The sequence below is a fragment of the Clostridium sp. genome, assembly GCF_036642255.1.
Classification (GTDB): Bacteria; Bacillota; Clostridia; order Clostridiales; family Clostridiaceae; genus Clostridium_J.
Genome location: NZ_JAVWDJ010000001.1, coordinates 199,111 through 218,492, shown reverse-complemented (window position 1 = coordinate 218,492; position 19,382 = coordinate 199,111). Strand labels below are relative to the sequence as shown.

13 protein-coding genes, 4 tRNA genes and 1 riboswitch are annotated in these 19,382 nt (G+C 31.7%); of the genes, 16 read left to right on the top strand and 1 reads right to left on the bottom strand.

Annotation, left to right across the window (positions count from 1 at the left end):
* Positions 1 to 58: 58 nt before the first annotated feature.
* From RR409_RS00915 to RR409_RS00840, 16 genes are all read left to right on the top strand, one after another.
* Positions 59 to 143 (top strand) — tRNA-Tyr (locus tag RR409_RS00915).
* 5 nt (positions 144 to 148) lie between these two features.
* A tRNA-Val gene (locus RR409_RS00910) sits at positions 149 to 224 on the top strand.
* Positions 225 to 253: 29 nt separating this feature from the next.
* Positions 254 to 328: transfer RNA gene (locus RR409_RS00905), tRNA-Thr, on the top strand.
* Positions 329 to 333: 5 nt separating this feature from the next.
* Positions 334 to 418, top strand: a tRNA-Tyr gene (locus RR409_RS00900).
* 277 nt (positions 419 to 695) lie between these two features.
* A riboswitch (SAM riboswitch) is annotated at positions 696 to 795 on the top strand.
* A gap of 270 nt (positions 796 to 1,065) precedes the next feature.
* Positions 1,066 to 2,241 (top strand): methionine adenosyltransferase, encoded by a 1,176-nt coding sequence (gene metK / locus RR409_RS00895; protein ID WP_332555823.1) that lies wholly within the window; start codon positions 1,066 to 1,068, stop codon positions 2,239 to 2,241.
* Positions 2,242 to 2,483: 242 nt separating this feature from the next.
* The gene (locus tag RR409_RS00890; protein ID WP_332555822.1) at positions 2,484 to 4,694 is read left to right on the top strand and encodes an ATP-dependent RecD-like DNA helicase; all 2,211 of its coding nucleotides are present in this window, start codon (positions 2,484 to 2,486) and stop codon (positions 4,692 to 4,694) included.
* 64 nt (positions 4,695 to 4,758) lie between these two features.
* Positions 4,759 to 5,781 carry a hypothetical protein gene (locus tag RR409_RS00885; protein WP_332555821.1) on the top strand — a complete coding sequence of 341 codons (1,023 nt, stop codon included), beginning with the start codon at positions 4,759 to 4,761 and terminating at the stop codon, positions 5,779 to 5,781.
* Positions 5,754 to 6,434 carry a ComF family protein gene (locus RR409_RS00880; protein WP_332555820.1) on the top strand — a complete coding sequence of 227 codons (681 nt, stop codon included), beginning with the start codon at positions 5,754 to 5,756 and terminating at the stop codon, positions 6,432 to 6,434. The genes RR409_RS00885 and RR409_RS00880 overlap by 28 nt, the downstream gene beginning before the upstream one ends.
* A gap of 628 nt (positions 6,435 to 7,062) precedes the next feature.
* Positions 7,063 to 7,593 carry a ribosome-associated translation inhibitor RaiA gene (gene raiA, locus RR409_RS00875; RefSeq protein ID WP_332555819.1) on the top strand — a complete coding sequence of 177 codons (531 nt, stop codon included), beginning with the start codon at positions 7,063 to 7,065 and terminating at the stop codon, positions 7,591 to 7,593.
* 387 nt (positions 7,594 to 7,980) lie between these two features.
* Positions 7,981 to 10,482 (top strand): preprotein translocase subunit SecA, encoded by a 2,502-nt coding sequence (secA, locus tag RR409_RS00870; RefSeq protein ID WP_332555818.1) that lies wholly within the window; start codon positions 7,981 to 7,983, stop codon positions 10,480 to 10,482.
* Between the two features lie 3 nt (positions 10,483 to 10,485).
* A protein-coding gene (gene prfB, locus RR409_RS00865; RefSeq protein WP_332555817.1) for a peptide chain release factor 2 occupies positions 10,486 to 11,602 on the top strand; the annotation gives its coding sequence in 2 pieces (ribosomal slippage) (positions 10,486 to 10,563 and positions 10,565 to 11,602; 1,116 coding nt in all).
* A gap of 294 nt (positions 11,603 to 11,896) precedes the next feature.
* Positions 11,897 to 13,180, top strand: coding sequence for a hypothetical protein (locus RR409_RS00860; RefSeq protein ID WP_332555816.1), 1,284 nt, complete (start codon positions 11,897 to 11,899; stop codon positions 13,178 to 13,180).
* Between the two features lie 593 nt (positions 13,181 to 13,773).
* Positions 13,774 to 14,484 carry a DUF5058 family protein gene (locus RR409_RS00855; protein WP_332555815.1) on the top strand — a complete coding sequence of 237 codons (711 nt, stop codon included), beginning with the start codon at positions 13,774 to 13,776 and terminating at the stop codon, positions 14,482 to 14,484.
* A 21-nt stretch (positions 14,485 to 14,505) separates the two neighbouring features.
* On the top strand, positions 14,506 to 15,180 hold the full coding sequence (locus RR409_RS00850) for a hypothetical protein (protein WP_332555814.1): 675 nt from the start codon (positions 14,506 to 14,508) through the stop codon (positions 15,178 to 15,180).
* A gap of 37 nt (positions 15,181 to 15,217) precedes the next feature.
* Positions 15,218 to 16,342, top strand: a complete 1,125-nt coding sequence (locus tag RR409_RS00845) for a M20/M25/M40 family metallo-hydrolase (protein WP_332555813.1) — start codon at positions 15,218 to 15,220, stop codon at positions 16,340 to 16,342.
* Between the two features lie 3 nt (positions 16,343 to 16,345).
* Positions 16,346 to 17,683: an amidohydrolase gene (locus RR409_RS00840; RefSeq protein ID WP_332555812.1), complete on the top strand. Its 1,338-nt coding sequence runs from the start codon at positions 16,346 to 16,348 to the stop codon at positions 17,681 to 17,683.
* A gap of 196 nt (positions 17,684 to 17,879) precedes the next feature.
* Here the strand turns inward: RR409_RS00840 and RR409_RS00835 are convergent, their stop codons facing one another.
* Positions 17,880 to 19,223: a M28 family metallopeptidase gene (locus tag RR409_RS00835; protein ID WP_332555811.1), complete on the bottom strand. Its 1,344-nt coding sequence runs from the start codon at positions 19,221 to 19,223 to the stop codon at positions 17,880 to 17,882.
* Positions 19,224 to 19,382 lie beyond the last annotated feature (159 nt).

Sequence of the window (19,382 nt, the reverse complement as noted above, 5' to 3'; positions counted from 1 at the left end):
GCAGCTGACTTGTAATCAGCAGGTTGTAGGTTCGATTCCTATTGCCAGCTCCAAATATGGAGGAGTTCCCGAGTGGCCAAAGGGGGCAGACTGTAAATCTGTTACGTTTCGTTTCGATGGTTCGAATCCGTCCTCCTCCACCACATATGGTCGCATAGCTCAGCTGGGAGAGCATCTGCCTTACAAGCAGAGGGTCACAGGTTCGATCCCTGTTGCGACCACCACTAGACCTTTAAAATTAAATAAGTAATATGCTGGCATGGCTCAACGGTAGAGCAGCTGACTTGTAATCAGCAGGTTGTAGGTTCGATTCCTATTGCCAGCTCCAAATATGGAGGAGTTCCCGAGTGGCCAAAGGGGGCAGACTGTAAATCTGTTACGTTTCGTTTCGATGGTTCGAATCCGTCCTCCTCCACCAAAACACCTATAAACGGTGTTTTTTTATTGTGATAAATTCTGTTAATTATTTAATAAACTGAGTGGTATCATGGTTTGGCACAAGCTTCATTTTTATAATAAGATTAAAGCGTAGAGTTAGGATTCTAACTTAATTTACGTTAGGAATCAAAGGGTAGATGATTACAATTCTAAGTGTAGAAAAATGAAGGCTAGTACCATATATCTATGTAATATTATGTTGACATATGAAATTTGCTGTGATATTATAGCTTTGGAAAATGAAAACTAAATAATAACTCTTATCCAGAGAGGTGGAGGGACAGGGCCCGACGAAACCCGGCAACCAGTGCAAGCACAATGGTGCCAATTCCTGCAGTAAAGCCTGCAAGATAAGAGAGAGTATGTAAATTAACCTCTTCTTATCTAAGAAGAGGTTTTGTTTTTTGTAGTTAACAATATAAGGAAACATTCCTTATTATATTAAATTAAAAGGCATCAAGAATAAAATAACTAGTAAAGAAAAAAGGAATACTATAGATGAAGTAACTACAAAGGTAGCTTTCGAAGTTGAGAAATCACCTGGTTCCTATCTGATAGTATAGATATGCTAATTATTTATAGTTATTTTTAGATGATGACCTAGTGGAAATGAGAGAGGAGATAAAAATGAAAAGATTATTTACATCAGAATCAGTTACAGAAGGACATCCAGATAAAATCTGTGATCAAATTTCAGATGCAGTATTAGACGCTATATTAGAACAAGATCCAATGGCAAGAGTTGCTTGCGAAACAGCAGTAACTACTGGAATGGTTTTAGTAATGGGAGAAATTACTACAAGTTGTTATGTTGATGTTCCAAAGATAGTTAGACAAACAATAGAAGGTATAGGGTATACAAGAGCTAAGTATGGCTTTGATGCTGATACTTGCGCAGTTATAACATCTATAGATGAGCAATCAGGCGATATTGCTATGGGAGTTAACGAAGCTTTAGAATCTAAAAAAGGTGAAATAGATGCAATAGAAGCTATAGGAGCTGGAGATCAAGGAATGATGTTTGGTTTTGCAACAAACGAGACTGAAGAATACATGCCACTTCCAATAGCTATGGCTCATAAATTATCTAGAAAATTGACTGAAGTAAGAAAAAATGGTACTTTAGACTATTTAAGACCAGATGGAAAAACTCAAGTTACTGTGGAGTATGAAGATAATAAGCCTGTAAGAATTGATGCAATTGTTATTTCAACTCAACATGGACCAGAAGTTGAGCGTGATCAAATAGAGAAGGATTTAATGGAGCATGTTATAAGAACCACTGTTCCAGCTGAATTATTGGATGAGAACACTAAGTATTACATAAATCCAACTGGAAGATTTGTAATCGGAGGACCACAAGGGGATTCTGGTTTAACAGGAAGAAAGATTATTGTTGATACTTATGGTGGATATGGAAGACATGGTGGCGGAGCATTCTCAGGAAAAGATCCAACTAAAGTTGACAGGTCTGCTGCTTATGCTGCAAGATGGGTAGCAAAAAACCTAGTTGCTGCAGGTGTTGCTGATAAGTTAGAAATTGAGTTAGCTTATGCTATCGGTGTTGCAAAACCAGTATCTATTGAGGTTGATACTTTTGGAACAGGTAAAATTGCAGATGATAAGATTATTGAATTAATTCAAAAAGTATTTGATCTAAGACCAGCTGCAATAATAAGAGAATTAGACCTAAGAAGACCTATCTATAAGCAAGTTGCTGCTTATGGTCACTTAGGAAGAATTGATCTTGACTTACCATGGGAAAAGTTAAATAGAGTTGAGGAAATAAAAAAACACATATAAGATAAAGATAAAGAGTCTAAAAGTTGCAATGAGCTTTTAGACTCTTTTAACGTAATAAATTAATATATAAAATCTATTAGAAAATAACTAGCTAGCATGTTAGTTTATTTTTTAGAGAATTTAATTGTTTGTAACGTTGTTTAATTGATAAAAATATAATATAGATATAGGGAAAATACATGAGTAAGGAATTTTAGGTTGTGTTATAATTAATAGTGAAGAAAAAAATTGGGAGTGATATTATGCCAATTATTCAAGGTGTAATTCATAGTATTGTTTTTAAGAATGAGGATAATGGATACGTTATTGCTCGATTGGATTGTAACTCGGAAATCGTTACTATAGTTGGAATAGCTCCTTATATAGTTGAAGGTCAGGAGTACAAAATTACAGGTCTGTGGGTTAATCATGCTAAATTTGGTAAACAATTAAAAATAGAAACCATAGAAGAGGTTTTGCCAACTACAAAATCAGGAATAGAGAAATATCTCGCTAGTGGTATTATAACTGGAATAGGTCCTGTAACAGCAAAAAAAATCGTGGATTTTTTTGGTGAAATCACTTTAGATGTTTTAGATAATAATATAGAAAGACTTAATGAAATTAAAGGCATAGGGTCAAAAAAAATAGATTTAATTATGAGTTCTTACTTAGGGCAGAGAGAAGTTAGAAATATTGTGATGTTTTTTCAAACCTTTGGGATTTCACCAAATCAGTGTATGAAAATTTATAAAAGGTTTGGAGCCAATTCTGTTAGTATAGTTAAGGAAAATCCGTATTTACTAACTGATGCAATTTCAGGAATTGGGTTTAAAACATCAGATAATATAGCACTAACCTTGGGAATAGAAAAGGACTCTACATTTAGAATTAAAAGTGGAATTAATTATGTTATTAATGAGTTTTGTGCTGTTGGAAATACCTTTATGCCAAAGGAGAAACTTTTAGCAAAAGCAAAAGAACTTCTTGGAGTAGAAGTAGATATTATTGAAAAAAATATATATGAGGCTGTATTAGAGGGAAAGCTAAAGGTAGAGAATATAGAGGATAGTCTCGGGGTATTTACATTACCTTATCTTTATGCAGAGATGGGAGTAACTAAAAAAATTGTTACTTTAGCCTCAGCTCAATATGAGAATTTAGGTATAGATGTAGAAAACAGAATTGAAACTTTTGAAATGGAAAACTCAATAACTTTAGCAGAATCTCAAAAGGAAGCTATTAAAGGTGCTATACATAACGGAATTGAAGTTATTACAGGTGGGCCAGGTACTGGAAAAACTACAATTATAAATTGTATCGTTAATATATTTGAAAGTGCTAATATGAGAGTGTTTATGGCTGCCCCTACAGGACGTGCGGCTAAAAGAATGAGTGAAGCTACAGGAAGAGAAGCTAAAACCATACATAGATTACTTGAACTAGGTGCAGGGGAAGAAGATTTTAGTGCACAAAAAGATGAAGATTCGCCACTTGAATGTGATGTGCTAATTGTTGATGAAGCTTCCATGATAGATATTAATTTAATGAATAATTTATTAAGTGCAGTATCCATGGGAACAAGGCTTATAATTGTGGGTGATGTGGATCAGCTGCCCTCTGTGGGACCAGGAAATGTCCTTAGGGATATAATAGAAAGTAATGCAGTAAAAGTTGTAAGATTGAATGAAATATTTAGGCAAGGCAAGGAAAGTATGATTATTGTAAATGCCCATCTTATAAATGAAGGGCAAATGCCAATGCTTAACAGAAAAGATAGTGATTTTTATTTTATAGAGGCTTTAGATGGAGAGGTTGTTTTAGAGCAAATAATATCTCTTATCAATACAAGATTAATAAAATTTAATAAGGGTTGGGATAAAATTAAGCATATTCAAATTTTATCACCAATGAGAAAGGGAATTGTAGGTGTTGATAACCTTAATAAAGAGCTTCAGCAAATCTTAAACCCACAACAAAAGGGTGTGCTAGAAAAACAATTCAAAGATACTGTTTTTAGGGTTGGAGACAAGGTGATGCAAATAAAAAACAACTATAACATAAAATGGACTAGGTTTTCAGATGGATATTTAGAAGAGGGACTTGGGATTTTTAACGGTGATGTAGGATATATAGTTGATATAAATGAGGAAGATGACATTATTAAAGTTAGTTTTGAGGATGAGAAAATTGTAGAATATGAAGATATGTATTTAGATGAACTAACTTTAGCATATGCTATAACTATACATAAAAGTCAGGGAAGTGAGTTTCCGGTGGTGATTATGCCTATGTTCATGGGGCCGCCACTACTTATGAATAAAAACTTGCTTTATACTGGCATTACTAGAGCAAAACAAATGGTAGTATTAGTTGGTAGTTCTAAAGCTATTCAGTTTATGAAAGATAATGATAGAAGCTTCGAAAGGTATTCTGGACTGAAATGGAGAATACAACAGATTTTTGATATATAAGTGTTAAAGGATATTTGCAAAGAATGGGTTACTTGTTTTCATTATTTAATCGAGGAGAGATATTATGTTGCTTGCTAAAGAAAATAAAAGCATTGCCACTAAAGATAATATAGATGAAAAGTTATTAAGATGTTTCAGAGAGAAGATTAATAAAGTAAATGTAATTTCATTTTTTTATAACACACCAGAGATTTTTAAAAAGGTAACCTCGTATGCATTAGCACAAAGAAAAACTGTACTCTATATTACAAATGAATTAGAAAGGAGCATTTCATTTGTAGAAATGATTAAAAAAGATGAGTTAGGATACAATTATATTGGTGACAACCATGATTATATATCAAAAGGAAAAATAAATATTTGTAGTCATAATAGAGCATTTTATTTAGGCGAAAAGTTTGATCTTGTAATTTATGATGATATAAATTGTATGCCTCTTTATAATAGGGAATCCATAAAGAGGTTAATGGAAGCTTGTTGTAAAAATTATGGAACTATGATTGCTTATTCTATAGAGTCTGTTTTTCAGGAGGAAATTAGTCTATTTCACTATATAGATAATGGGGGTAAACCTTTAGTTGAACCAAGGATTATTAATACTAGATTAAATGTCAATGAAGATTTGCCTTTAGTAGTATATGATTACTTAAGTTGGTCCATGATGTCAAATAAGAAGGTTATAATTTATGTGCCTGATGAAGAAAAAGTAGAAAATATATATAATTATTTGGAAAACTTTAAAGATAAACTAACAAAAAATATTTTTACTTATAAAAAGGATGATAAGGATAAAAAAAGCTTAACAAAGTTTTTTGCTAAAGGTAAAGGAATTATTATTACCAACAGTTTTAATGAAGAAGAGGTAGATTTATCAGGAGTGAATGTTATGATTTTCTTTGCAGATGATGAAGCATTCGATTATAAAAAGTTAACTTATCTATCAAGCAGAGCAAGTAGGAGTAACTCCACAGATAGAGAAGAAGTAATCTTTTTATCAAAAGATATAAATGAAGATATGGAAAATTCAAAGGAAATTTTAAGGGAGTTAAACAAAAGAGCATGGGAAGAAGGTTTATTACGTTTATAAGCTATATTCTAAACAGCATTGTAGGTCTTATATATTGCGGTATGGAGAAGTGCATAATATGTGATGCAGAGGTAGAAGAAGATTACATTTGTCCTTCTTGCAATTCTTCTATGAAAATAAGTTATTTAAGCTATAACTTAAAACAAAATGATGAAGAATATAAATGTTTTTCCTTGGGCTATTATTCCTATTCAATAAAAAAATTAGTGTTAGCCTTAAAATATAAGAAGAATTTTTCAGCTGGACTTGTTATAGCAAAATATTTAAGTGACTTTCTTAAAAATGAATTTAAAGATGAATTTGATATATTGACCTTTGTGCCTAGTAGTAAAGAATCATTGCAAAAAAGAGGATTTAATCAGTGTGAAGTAGTTTGCAAAAATATAAGCAAAGATATTAATAGGAAATGCATATCACTATTAAAAAAGGTTAAATTTTCAAGAGATCAAATAGGTCTTACTACAAATGAAAGATGGGATAATATTAAAGATAGTTTTTCATGTATAAATTCAAAGCTTGTTGAAGGGAAAAATATTTTATTAATAGATGACGTTGTAACCACTGGTGCTACGGCGTTTTATTGTGCAAGCACTTTAAAAAGGGCAGGAGCAAAAGATGTTTATATATTGACTGTTGCCAAAAGTAGAGTATAATATATAAAGTAAGTCGGGTTTGTGGTTGAAAGTCGATGCCAGTCGCAGGCGAAACGATCCACGTAAGTTAAACAAAGTTTTAATGAGCATGGTGCGGCTTAGAAGTAAGTCCTGCCGTCTTTAGACGAGAGGGTTAGTAGTGAGAAGTTAAATCTGGGTAGCAAAACCTCCAGCAGGCGAGTGTGGGGTCAAAGACCAGGTCAACCGACTTAAAAGAAACACTTTGATGATAAATCAAAGTGTTTTTTTATTTTAGTCAATTTCATATATCTATAACTAACTATTAATTTTTTATACGTGTTAAATAAATTTAATTATGGAATTTAAAGTAATTTATTTGCTTTAAGCCCATGTGATTACATTATATCATAACTTTCATTTTTTTTCATATAGGAAAGTATCAAGTAATAATGATTATTAATGAGAAATTAATAGATATTGGAGAATCATTGCTTAAATATTTAGAATACTCAGAAAAGTTCATTTGATAAGTTTTGGAATTAATACTAAAATATAATTATCAAATAGATAAATAATATCAACGAAAGAATAATAAAATATAGATGTAAAGATATTTTATTATAAAGGATTAAAAAAGTCCTAGTTAATTTTGAAAGGGGCTGTCATTATGAAAATCAGAACTATAGGAAAGAACATAGAACTTACAGAGGCATTAAAATCTACAGTAGAAAAAAAGGTTTCTAAATTAGAAAAATATTTTGCAGAAAATATTAATGCAACAGCGACACTTAGTGTTGAAAGAAATTTAAAAAAAATAGAGGTTCTAATACCTTTTAATAATGTAATGTTAAGGGCTGAAGAAAAAAATGATGATATGTATTCTGCTATTGATTTAGTTATTGATAAAATAGAAGGTCAAATAAGAAAACAAAAAACTAAGCTTCAAAAAAGAAATTATGAAAATTCCTTTAAAATCCCAAGTACAGCATCTTACGAAGATGATTCAGCAAGTGATGAACCACAAATTGTTAAAACTAAGAGATTTGCAATGAAACCAATGTCAGAGGAAGAAGCAGTACTTCAAATGGAACTTTTAGATCATGATTTCTTTGTATACAAAAACTCACATACAAATCAAGTAAATGTTTTGTATAAGAGAAAAGATGGAAATTACGGATTAATTGAACAACAATTTTAAATGACTGTATTTTAAGTGAAAGGATTGGGGAATAACTCCCTAATCCTTTTATTATTATTTATAAATTATTTAAGTGGAATTTTTACTATACTATAAGGACATATTTATTCCTATAAAGTGTGGTTAAGTAATGATTAAATTAATAATAAAAAAAATGTAAAAAATTTGGAATGTTTTCAGAATATTAAAAATGGTAAAGTTGAAGTAATAATAAATAAATGTTATAATTTTAATTATGTATATTTGGAATAATAAATATTAAGAGAGTATTTTTATATTATGTTAATAAAGGTTAGGGCTTAATAAATATTAAGACTTAATTTTTATTAGGTTGTAAATATAAAATTTTAATTCTTCTTATTATCGATGAAGAGTGAGGATGATAATATGAAACTTTTGGATAAGGTATTCGGAACATATAGTGACAGAGAAATTAAAAGAATATTACCCATGGTTAAAAAAGTTAATGATTTAGAACCAGAAACAGAAAAATTAACTGATGAACAGTTAAAAAATAAAACTGAGGAATTCAAGAATAGATTGACTAAAGGAGAGACTTTAGAAGATATTCTACCAGAAGCTTTTGCAGTGGTTAGAGAGGCATCAAAAAGAGTTCTTGGACTTAGACATTATGATGTTCAATTAATTGGTGGTATTGTACTACATCAAGGAAGAATTTCAGAAATGAAAACAGGGGAAGGTAAAACACTAGTTGCAACCCTTCCATCATACTTAAATGCATTAGCAGGTAAGGGAGTTCATATTATAACAGTTAACGACTATCTTGCAAAAAGAGATAGAGATGAGATGGGAAAAGTACATGAGTTTTTAGGACTTAAGGTTGGTGTTATAATTCATGGACAATCACAAGCTGAAAAACAAGAAATGTATAACTCTGATATAACTTATGGAACAAATAATGAATTTGGGTTTGATTACCTAAGAGATAACATGGTGATATACAAGGAAGAGAAAGTTCAAAGAGATTTAAACTATGTTATAGTAGATGAGGTTGACTCGATTTTAATAGATGAGGCAAGAACTCCACTTATAATATCTGGAGAAGGTGAAAAATCTACAGATTTTTATAGAGTCGCAGATTTTTTTGTTAAGTCACTAAAAGAGGAAGATTACACTGTAGATGAAAAAGCTAATTCCGTAATCTTAACTGATGAAGGTATTGCTAGAGCTGAAAAGTACTTCCATCTTGAGAACTATGCAGATCCAGAAAATATGGATGTTCAACACCATGTAGTTCAAGCACTTAAAGCAAATTATATGATGAGGAATGAAAAGGATTATATAGTTAAAGAGGGAGAAGTTGTAATAGTTGATGAGTTCACTGGAAGACTTATGGAAGGTAGAAGATACAGTGATGGTCTCCATCAAGCTATAGAAGCTAAAGAAGGAGTTAAGGTTGAAAAAGAATCTAAGACCTTAGCAACTATAACCTTCCAAAACTACTTTAGAATGTATAATAAACTTGCAGGTATGACAGGTACTGCATTAACAGAAGAAAGTGAGTTTAGAGAAATTTACGGTCTAGACGTTATTGTAATACCAACTCATAGACCAGTAGTTAGATTAGACTTAGCTGATTTAATATATAAAACTGTAAAAGGTAAATATGCCGCTATTGTAGACGACATAGTTGAAACCCATAAAAAAGGTCAGCCAGTGCTTGTTGGTACAGTAAGTATTGAAAAATCAGAGATTTTATCTTCAATGCTTAAGAAAAAAGGAGTTCCGCATGAAGTTCTTAATGCTAAGTATCATGAAAGAGAGGCGGAAATTGTTTCTCTTGCAGGGCAAAAAGGTGCAGTAACTATAGCTACTAATATGGCAGGTAGAGGTACTGATATTAAACTTGGTGAAGGAGTTACAGAGCTTGGTGGTCTTAAAATTATAGGAACAGAAAGACATGAATCAAGACGTATAGATAATCAGTTAAGAGGACGTTCTGGTCGTCAGGGTGACCCAGGGATGTCTAGATTTTATATTGCTCTTGAAGATGATTTAATGAGAATTTTCGGTACAGAAAGACTTGCTACAGTGGTTGATAAATTAGGGTTAAGTGAAGAAGATGCCATTGAAAGTAAAATGGTAACTGGTGCTATTGAAAATGCTCAAAAGAAAGTTGAAGGAAATAACTTTGATATCAGAAAGAACGTTGTTAAATATGATGACGTTATGAATAAGCAAAGAGAAATTATATACAGACAAAGACAAACTGTTCTTCAAGGTGCAAACATAAAGGACCAAATACAAACTATGATTGAGGATGTTGTTGGAGATGCAGTAGGTTCACATATCAGTGGAGTTGAAGATACTTTTAAAGATGAACTAAATAAATTAATTCAGTTCATGGAAGAAATATTCCTTCCAAAAGATACTTTTACTGTAGAGCATTTAGAGAAGCTTTCAGATGAGGAAATAAAGCAAGCTTTCCTAGAAGTTGCTACTAAGCTTTATGCAGAAAAAGAGGAAGACTTTGGTGATGAGCAAATAAGAGAAATTGAGAGAGTTATATTGCTTAAAGTAGTTGACTCTAAGTGGATGGACCACATTGATAATATGGATCACTTAAAGCAAGGTATAGGCTTAAGGGCTTATAGGCAACAAGATCCTGCACAAGCTTATCAAATGGAAGGTAGTGACATGTTTAATGAAATGATCTATAACATTAAACAAGAAACTGTTAAATACTTGTTCCATGTAAGAATGGAAAAAGCTCCTGAAAGAGAAAGAGTGGCTAAGATAACTTCTACCAACGAAGATAACAGTTTAAAGAAGGAACCAACTAAAAAGAAGGAAAAGCCAAATAGAAATGATCCATGCTCTTGTGGTTCAGGACATAAATATAAAAATTGCTGCGGAAGAGGAGAATAAATAGTGATATTACAACTTGAAGAGTGTTTGAATGAAGTTAATAGTTTAAAAGAGAATTTGAAAGAATTACAGGTGTCTCTTTGACCTGCCATGTGTTGAAAAAAAGGTGTCAGAACTAGAACTTAAGATGCAGGAGCCAAATTTTTGGCAAGATTTAAATAAGGCACAGGAAGTAACTCAAAACGCAAAGACTCTTAAGGATAAAATAGAGAAGTTTAAAGAAACAAATAGTAGAGTTGAAGATGTTGAAATCTTAATACAGTTAAGCTTGGAGGAAGAGGATGCCTCTTCCATTCAAGAAACCTACAAAGAGATAAAAGCTGAAATTAAAACCTTGGGTAACGAAATAGAAAAGTTTAAAATTGAAACCTTACTTTCAGGGGAGTATGACAGAAATAATGCTATACTTGCACTTCATACTGGAGTTGGAGGTAATGATGCTCAAGATTGGACTGAAATGCTTTATAGAATGTATAATCGATGGTGTGAAAGTCATGATTTTAAAGTAGAGGTGCTGGATTATGTTCCTGCAGATGAAGCTGGAATAAAGGGAGTTACTATAAAGGTTTCAGGGGAATTTGCATATGGATATTTGAAAGCAGAAAAGGGTGTGCACAGATTAGTAAGGATTTCACCCTATAACTCTAATGGAAAACGACAAACCTCCTTTGCAGGTTGTGAGGTGCTGCCAGAATTAACAGAAAATCAAGATATAGATATAAGAAGTGAAGACTTAAGGATTGATACCTATAGATCTTCTGGAGCTGGAGGACAGCATGTTAATAAAACTGAATCAGCTATAAGAATTACCCATATTCCAACAGGAGTAGTAGTTCAGTGTCAAAGTCAAAGAAGTCAGCATACTAATAAAGATTATGCAATGAAAATGCTTAAGGCAAAGCTTATTGATATAAAAGAACGAGAACATAAGGATAAAATAGAAGATATCAGTGGAGATCAAAAGGATAATGGCTGGGGAAGTCAAATTCGTTCTTATGTGTTTCATCCTTACAATCTAGTTAAAGACCATAGAACTGGGGTAGAAACAGGTAACACAAGTGCTGTTATGGATGGAGATATTGATATGTTTATTAATGGGTACTTAAAGGATAATAAATAGTAATATTATTTTAGGGAAGCAGACTCGAAGTTTACTTATGTATAAGTTAAACCTTAAATTTGCTTCCCTCTGTGTAATTTTAAGGTAAAAGTTTAACGTATACATCGGTCTAAGGCTAGATAAGTAAACAGAATTTTTGATGAATAAGTTAAGGGTAAGCACTAAAACCCTATATAAAACTTATTGTATTTTTACTAATTTGTAACTATTGTGTATGAGTTTTAGCTTTCCTTATAGATGCCTAATAATTTAAGTTTTAGATGCAATTAATGGTTTAAGATAGGAGTGATATATATGAAAATTGCTATAATGGGAGCTTCAGATTCAGTCGAAAAGGTATATAAAGTTCTCTCTCCAGAACATAAGGATATTGAGTTTATTAAATATGCTGAAGATGAGATAAAAAAGCTTATTGATATGACAAAAAACTTAGACACTGAAATAGATGGTATATTTTTGACTGGAATAGGAGTTTTTTCTAAAATCACTTCCAAAGCAAGGCTTGAAATACCAGTTGTATATACAGAAAGAGGTATTATAGGAATCATTAAAGCTTTATTGGACTTTTCAATAAAGTCTGGAGATACAAAGGATACAAGGATCGCCTTAGATATAATTGAGGAAAAAGATCTCATTGATGTGCTTAATGAGTTTAATATTGAGGTTAAAAGCTATGATATTCAAAAGTATTTACCTTCTAAGAATGAGGAAGATTACCTGAAATATTATTTAGAAAGGTATGAAGAGGGAAATATTGATTGCATTTTTACTTCTTTTGGATATATATATAATTATTTAAAAAGGCATAATATTCCTGTCTATAGGATACAGGCAACGAATATTGATATTAAAAATCAGTTTTTCAAGTTAAAAAATAGTATTAACCTGAAAAACCTTAATGAATGTGCAGTTCAAGTACAAATCATTCAAGTAGTGAAAGAAAACGTTAGTACACAAGATAGTAAAAATGATGAGTTTCAATTAGAAGAAGCAATCTTGATGTATTCTAAGGAAATTGAAGGTATGATGCAGGTTATTGATTCAAATGAGTACCTCATTATATCGAATAAAGGTGCAGCATTAAGTGTAGAAAATATAAATTCTTTATACAGTATGATAAGCAACTGTAAATTAAGGGATATTATATTAGGTGTAGGCATTGGTGAGGGTGTAACTATTTATCAATCTGAAAATAATGCAAGGAATGCTTTAAGAAAGAGTACGTCGGAAAAGCTGGGAAATATTTATTTTTATGATGGTAAAAATGTAGTAGGACCAATTTTAAAGAAAAATCAAATTAAATATAAAAATTTAGTGGATGAAGAAGCTTTGAAGTTATCTAAAGAAATTGGAATCAGCTATCAGTATATTGAGAAAATTGGTAGTGTAATAAAGAAGTTAGGAAGAGATGAATTTACAAGTAAAGAGCTTGCTGAAATTCTTTTTATAAGTGAGCGTAGTGCCAATCGTATTTTAAAAAGTCTTATAGATAAAGGTTATGGAGAAGAGTCAAATATAGAGAATTCTTTAGGTGCTGGTAGGCCGCGTCGAAAAGTTAAAATTAAACTGAAAGCATAAAATATTAAACAAACTCTAATCAATTTAACACCAAAATTCCAGTAGAAATTTTATTTTTACTGGAATTTTATTTTTTATATAAAATTTTTTTAAATCATCTGCAGTTATCCATCTTAACTAGTTCTATATATAAGATTAATTGTACTATATTTCTTAGTGAAATATAAGCTTAGCAATATTTTTCCACATTAAATGATTCAAATCAGACAATTCTTAATACTTCTTGACAATGTATAAAACATATACTATAATTTTAAATAATTAAGGACCTATTTGAGACAAGAATAAAATTTATATTTAAGTTTTTTAATTAAAAGTTTTCTAATTAAAAGTTTTATATTTTAACAAAATGCTTCTTATGTAGAAAACGTTTCCATTTTTTAAGCAAACAACTTGGTAAATATTATAAAAGGAAGTGATGAAAAGTCTAATACTCCAAGTACATATTATAATTAAATAACTAATTCATTAATAATGAATAGGTAAGCTTTATAAGATTCATATCAAGTTGGAATACTTTCTAAAATTTAAACGTTTTAAATATTATTTCTAGTAATTAGCTTGAGAGATTAAAAAAAAGATGGAGGGAAACAATGGTGGAGAAAAATCATTTATATTATGCAAATCACCCTATTATGTGGATCGTATGTGCAATAGGTATAGCAGTTGTACTAGTTCAATCGGTACTAATATTTAAAAAATCAGTTAAAGCAGGTTTAGATATGGGAATGGATTATTCTAAAATTAAGAAAGGTATTAAGACAAGTGCCATTGGCAGTATTGGCCCAGCATTAGGTGTTGCTGGAAGCTTATTAGCTTTATTAGTTACTATGGGATCTCCTGTATCTGCATTCAGATTGAGTATTATTGGAGGTTCTAACTTTGAGGCTATGGCAGCTAACTTTGGAGCTAAAGCTTTAGGATCTGAACTTTCTACAAATATGGCTCCCGTAGTATTTACAAATGCTCTATGGACCATGGCATTAGGCTCAATTGGATGGATAATATTCGTGTTTTTATTTGCACATAAAATGGATAAAGTAAATAACTTGTTAACAAGTGGAAGAAAAGCATTATTACCAGCAGTTAGTATAGGAGCTATGCTTGGATCCTTTGCATACTTTAATGTTGGTAACTATCTAAAGTTTAAGTCTGCTCCTGATGTAACCATTGCTGCAATTGCAGGTCTTGTTATTATGATGGTTTGTATGCAATTAGGAGAGAAAAAGGTTAAATGGTTAAAAGACTGGGCTCTAACTATTGCAATGTTTGGTGGAGCTATAATTGGAACTTTAACATTTTAAAATAAAGGAGGATTACGATAGATGAAAGCATTTGATAAATATATTGATGATATTACAAAGATTGGTAGGTTCACCATGATTCTTGGAGTGATTGTAAGTTTTCTTCCTCCATTAGTTATGACTTTTGTATTTGGATATAATCCTGGAATTGCAGCAATTTTGGCTGGAGCAATTTCTCAAATATCAGTTTCAGGGGCTTTTTATTTTAGCGAACCTATAAGTTATTTCCCCATTGTTGGTAGAGCTGGATTATATATGGGCTTCTTAGCAGGAAACTTGGTGAATATGAGAATACCAGCAGCTGTATCCGCCTTAGAAGGATCGGGTTATGAATCTGGTACCGATGAAGGTGCAATTATGGGTACAATAGGAATAGGAGTTTCAATATGGGTTGGTATCATATTCTTATTACTATCTATATTTGCAGGACAGACTTTATTGGCTAACTTGCCTCCGTCTGTTAGTAAGATGCTGTCTCTTATTATTCCTGCATTATTTGGTGGCGTCTTTGCTCAATTTGCATTAAAATCACCAAAGACTGGTATATTTGCCCTTGCTGTTGCCTTTGTGATGACAAAGATTGTTGATTTGATTCCAGGTAAACCATCTTTTATTATTACTCTAGTTGCAGTATTTGCTACAATTGCCTTTGCTAAGGGACAATTAGCTAAGAAAATAGATAGTAAGGAAGCTTAGTTAAGTTTCTAATAACGTAGTATTAGGAGGGATAACCTTGAATAGGGAAAGATTGATAAATAACCTAGTTAAAATGTTAAAAATTCATTCACCTTCAAAAAAAGAAGGGGAGTATGCAAAGTATCTTGTGGATTTATTAAAGGGAATGGGTGCCCTAATATACTTAGATGAGGGGTATCTAGAATATGGTGGAGATTCACCTTCAATAGTAGCTAAGTTTCCAGGAAATGTGAAAGGTGAAGGGGTAACTCTTGCTGCACATATGGATGTTGTAGAGCCTAATCTAAATGCAAACCCAATAATAGAGGGTAACATAATTAGAACAGATGGAACAACTACACTAGGTGGAGATGATAAAGCGGGAATAGCAAGTATTATTGAAACTGTGAGAATTATAAAAGAGGAAAATGTACCACATGAGGATATTTATATTGTATTAACACCTTGTGAAGAAATAGGAATGCTTGGTGCTAAGCATTTTGATTGGAAAAAGGTACCTGAAGGTATGATGCCAGCAAAGAATATGATTGTTGTTGATAATGCTGGAAAGGCTGGGCTTATTGCACACACTGCTCCAAGTAAATATGATATTGAATTTTTCTTCCAGGGTAAAAAAGCTCATGCTGGAATTGAACCTGAAAAAGGTATTAATGCTATAAGTCTTGCAGCTTATGCTTTATCTCACATGAATATAGGTAGAATTGATGATTTAACTACCTCAAATATTTCTAAAATAAATTCTGAGTTTCCATCAAATGTAGTTCCAGATACATGTAAGGTTGCTGGGGAAGTAAGAAGTCATTCTGAGGAAAAGATTTTAGAGATTATAGAAATGTATAAAAAAGCATGTGATGAATCCATTGAAAAATTTGGTGGCAGCTACAAACTTGATTATAAGTGTGATTACCCAACACTAAAACCAAAGGATGATTTGGTTTTTGCAAAGGAATTTGCTAAGATATATGAAAAGTTAAATGTTCCTTGTGAACTTAAGGTTATTGGCGGCGGCTCAGATAGCAATATATTTGCAAAACAAGGATTCAACTCAATTATTATTGGAGTAGGAATGAACAATGTACACACTGTTGAAGAATATTTAGAAATTGATGAACTACTAAAAACAACAGAGGCCATTGTTAGTTATATAAAAAGGAATGATTAATAAATGGGCATGAGCAAAGAAAAAATGAAAGCTAAGGTGATTTCTACAATTGATGAGAATCGGGATTTGATTTTCCAGATAGGTAGAAAGATTTATGAAAACCCTGAGCTTGGCTTTAAAGAGTTTGAAACAACAAAGCTTGTGAAGGAATTTTTCGAAAAGGAATTAAATCTTGCTGTGGTAGATGGTATTGCCTATACTGGTTGCAGAGCCAAGATAAATGAGGACAAAGCCGGCCCGAAGATTGCGGTTTTAGGTGAGTTGGATGGCATAGTTTGTAATAATCACCAAGATTCTTTAAGTTCAGGGGCGTCTCATACTTGCGGACATAATATTCAAATTGCAGGAATGCTGGGTGTAGCAATTGGTCTTATAAAATCAGGTGTATATAAAGAGTTGGATGGTAAGATTGATTTTATTGCAACACCTGCAGAAGAATTTATTGAGATGGATTATAGAAGAAAACTAAAGGATAAGGGTGTTATTCAATATTTTGGAGGAAAGCAGGAATTAATAAGAAATGGGGCATTTGATGATGTAGATATGGCTGTTATGTTCCATGCTTTCGATACTGGTGACAAAAAGGTATTAGTTGGCCCGGTAAGTAATGGGTTCATTGGAAAAGATATTCGATTTATTGGTAAAGAAGCTCATGCAGGTAGCGCTCCTTTTAAAGGAGTAAATGCACTTAATGCAGCATTACTAGCCATAAACAATATCAATGCTCAAAGAGAAACCTTCGAAGACGGTGATAAAGTAAGGATTCATCCTATTATCACCAAGGGTGGTGACATTGTAAATGTGGTGCCAGCTGATGTTCGAATGGAATCATATACAAGAGCAAGAACTGTAAAAGCAATGGTAGATGCAAATAAAAAAGTTAATAGAGCATTAATTGCTGGGGCTATGGCAGTAGGTGCTAATATTGAAATAAAAGAAATACCAGGATATTTACCAATATTAAAACATCAACAGATGGAAGATATATTATTTAAGAATTTAAAAGGACTCGAAATTACCCAAGATGATATAATACAAGGAGGAGACTTCACAGGCTCTTTCGATTTAGGTGATTTATCCCATATTATGCCAACCTTACACCCTATGTTTGGTGGGATAAGGGGAGAACTTCATTCAAAAGATTATTCCATAGTTAATGAAGAATATGCTTATTTAGAGCCAGCAAAGGCATTAGCATTAACTATAATTGACTTACTTTTTGATGAGGCAAAAGAAGCTAAAAATATTCTTAAAGATTTTGTTCCAGCTATGACAAAAGAAGAATACTTAAGTTTCATGAATTCCAATGATCAACTTATAAAAAGGGAGTTTTTAGATTAAATATGTAGTCCACAGATGAGCTCTGATAGGAGATTTAAATCGAACAAAGGCACTTTGGTACACCAACGGTTAACTTTCAAGCAAGGCTTCCACATAAAGGGTATTGGGGAAATATCTTTCCAAAATGTCTTTAAAATTTGCTAAAGAAATTACATATATAGAGCAATAAAAAAGTAGAGTGTGCAAAAACAATTGCTTACTCTACTTTTTTATATATGAAGATAAATAAAAGAGAACATATTAAAGAAATAACTAATGATTCTTTATGATAAAGATAGATAACGTTACTATCACTATTAAAAACTGTCTTAACAAGTTCTTTATTGATTACACCAAAACATCTTTCAATAGCATCAGCACTTATATACTCAACCCTATCTTTAGGAGTATGGATTCTATTCATATCATTATCACAAAGGGTAACTGCATCAATTCCTTTCGCTCTAAAACCAGCGTGATCGCTAGCATCTTCAAATAAGTAGTTGAAGTATATCTTTTCACTTTCAAAGGTTTTTGTTAGTTCTGCAATAAAAGGAGTTTGATTTGTATCACCATTACCCCCCATTATACATAGAGGTACGCCATCAAAACTACCAATCATATCAAAGTTGTAGACTTTACTATCTTTTAATTTACTTTCATATTGTTCTATAAAAGCATTAGAACCCAAAAGGCCGAATTCCTCTGCATTAAAGGCTACAAATAAAATATCTCTTTCTGGAGTTCCAAGGGATTTTATATATTTTATTAACTCTAAAAGAAAAGAAGTACCAGAAGCGTTATCTAAAGCCCCTCTATAAATTGTGTTGTTTAAATCTACACCAAGATGATCGAAATGACAACTAAAAACTAGTGGAGATTTTGATGAATCCTTTCCTTTTATAACTCCCATAACATTATTTACGCTTGTTTCTTCAACCTTAAAGGGAATATAAGTGTATATGGAATAGCCTTTTTCTAGAAATTCTGATATTTCTCGTAAAGTTTCTTTTGTTACAATAATATATAGATCTTGTTTGGAATTTTCAACAAAGGAGCTTCTAAAAGCTAGGTCATTTTCAGTAGTGGTGTAGAATATTATGCTTCCCTTGTCAGTTTTAACATAAAGTACATTGTCATTGGGGGAACCTACTACATTATCTTTTGTAAAATCTATTTCTGTATTTCTAAAATTTAGTAAGTCCTCTTTGTAATTAACACCATAATCAAAAGTCTTTACTATCTTGTTGTTTGTGTCCATTATAGCTATCATAGGCTCCTCAGTTAGCTTTTTTGGATATTTAACCTTAAAAGATTGATAGTAAGTACCTTCAAAAGGCTCTAGTCCATTTTTTACAAACTCCTCCTTTATATATGCTGCAACCATTTGGTTTTCGATAGTGCCTGTAAGTCTTCCTTTAAAAGTGTCAGAAGATAGATATTCAATGTTGTCTTTTACATTTGAAATATCAAAGGTTTTTATGTTACAATATTTTTGGAAACTTAAGGAAGTTACAATAAGACAAAGGGATAGAAAATAAGATACGACAAACTTTCTCATGTATCACCTATTAAAAATTATTTATATTAATAATATGAATCATTATGTTGAGGTATGATAATGTTAAAGAATTTTAACTATATTTACAAAATGTAAGTATCTTATTTCCTGAAACTGGGAAATTATCCTGTAGAAGTGGATTAAGAAAAGAAAAAAGGT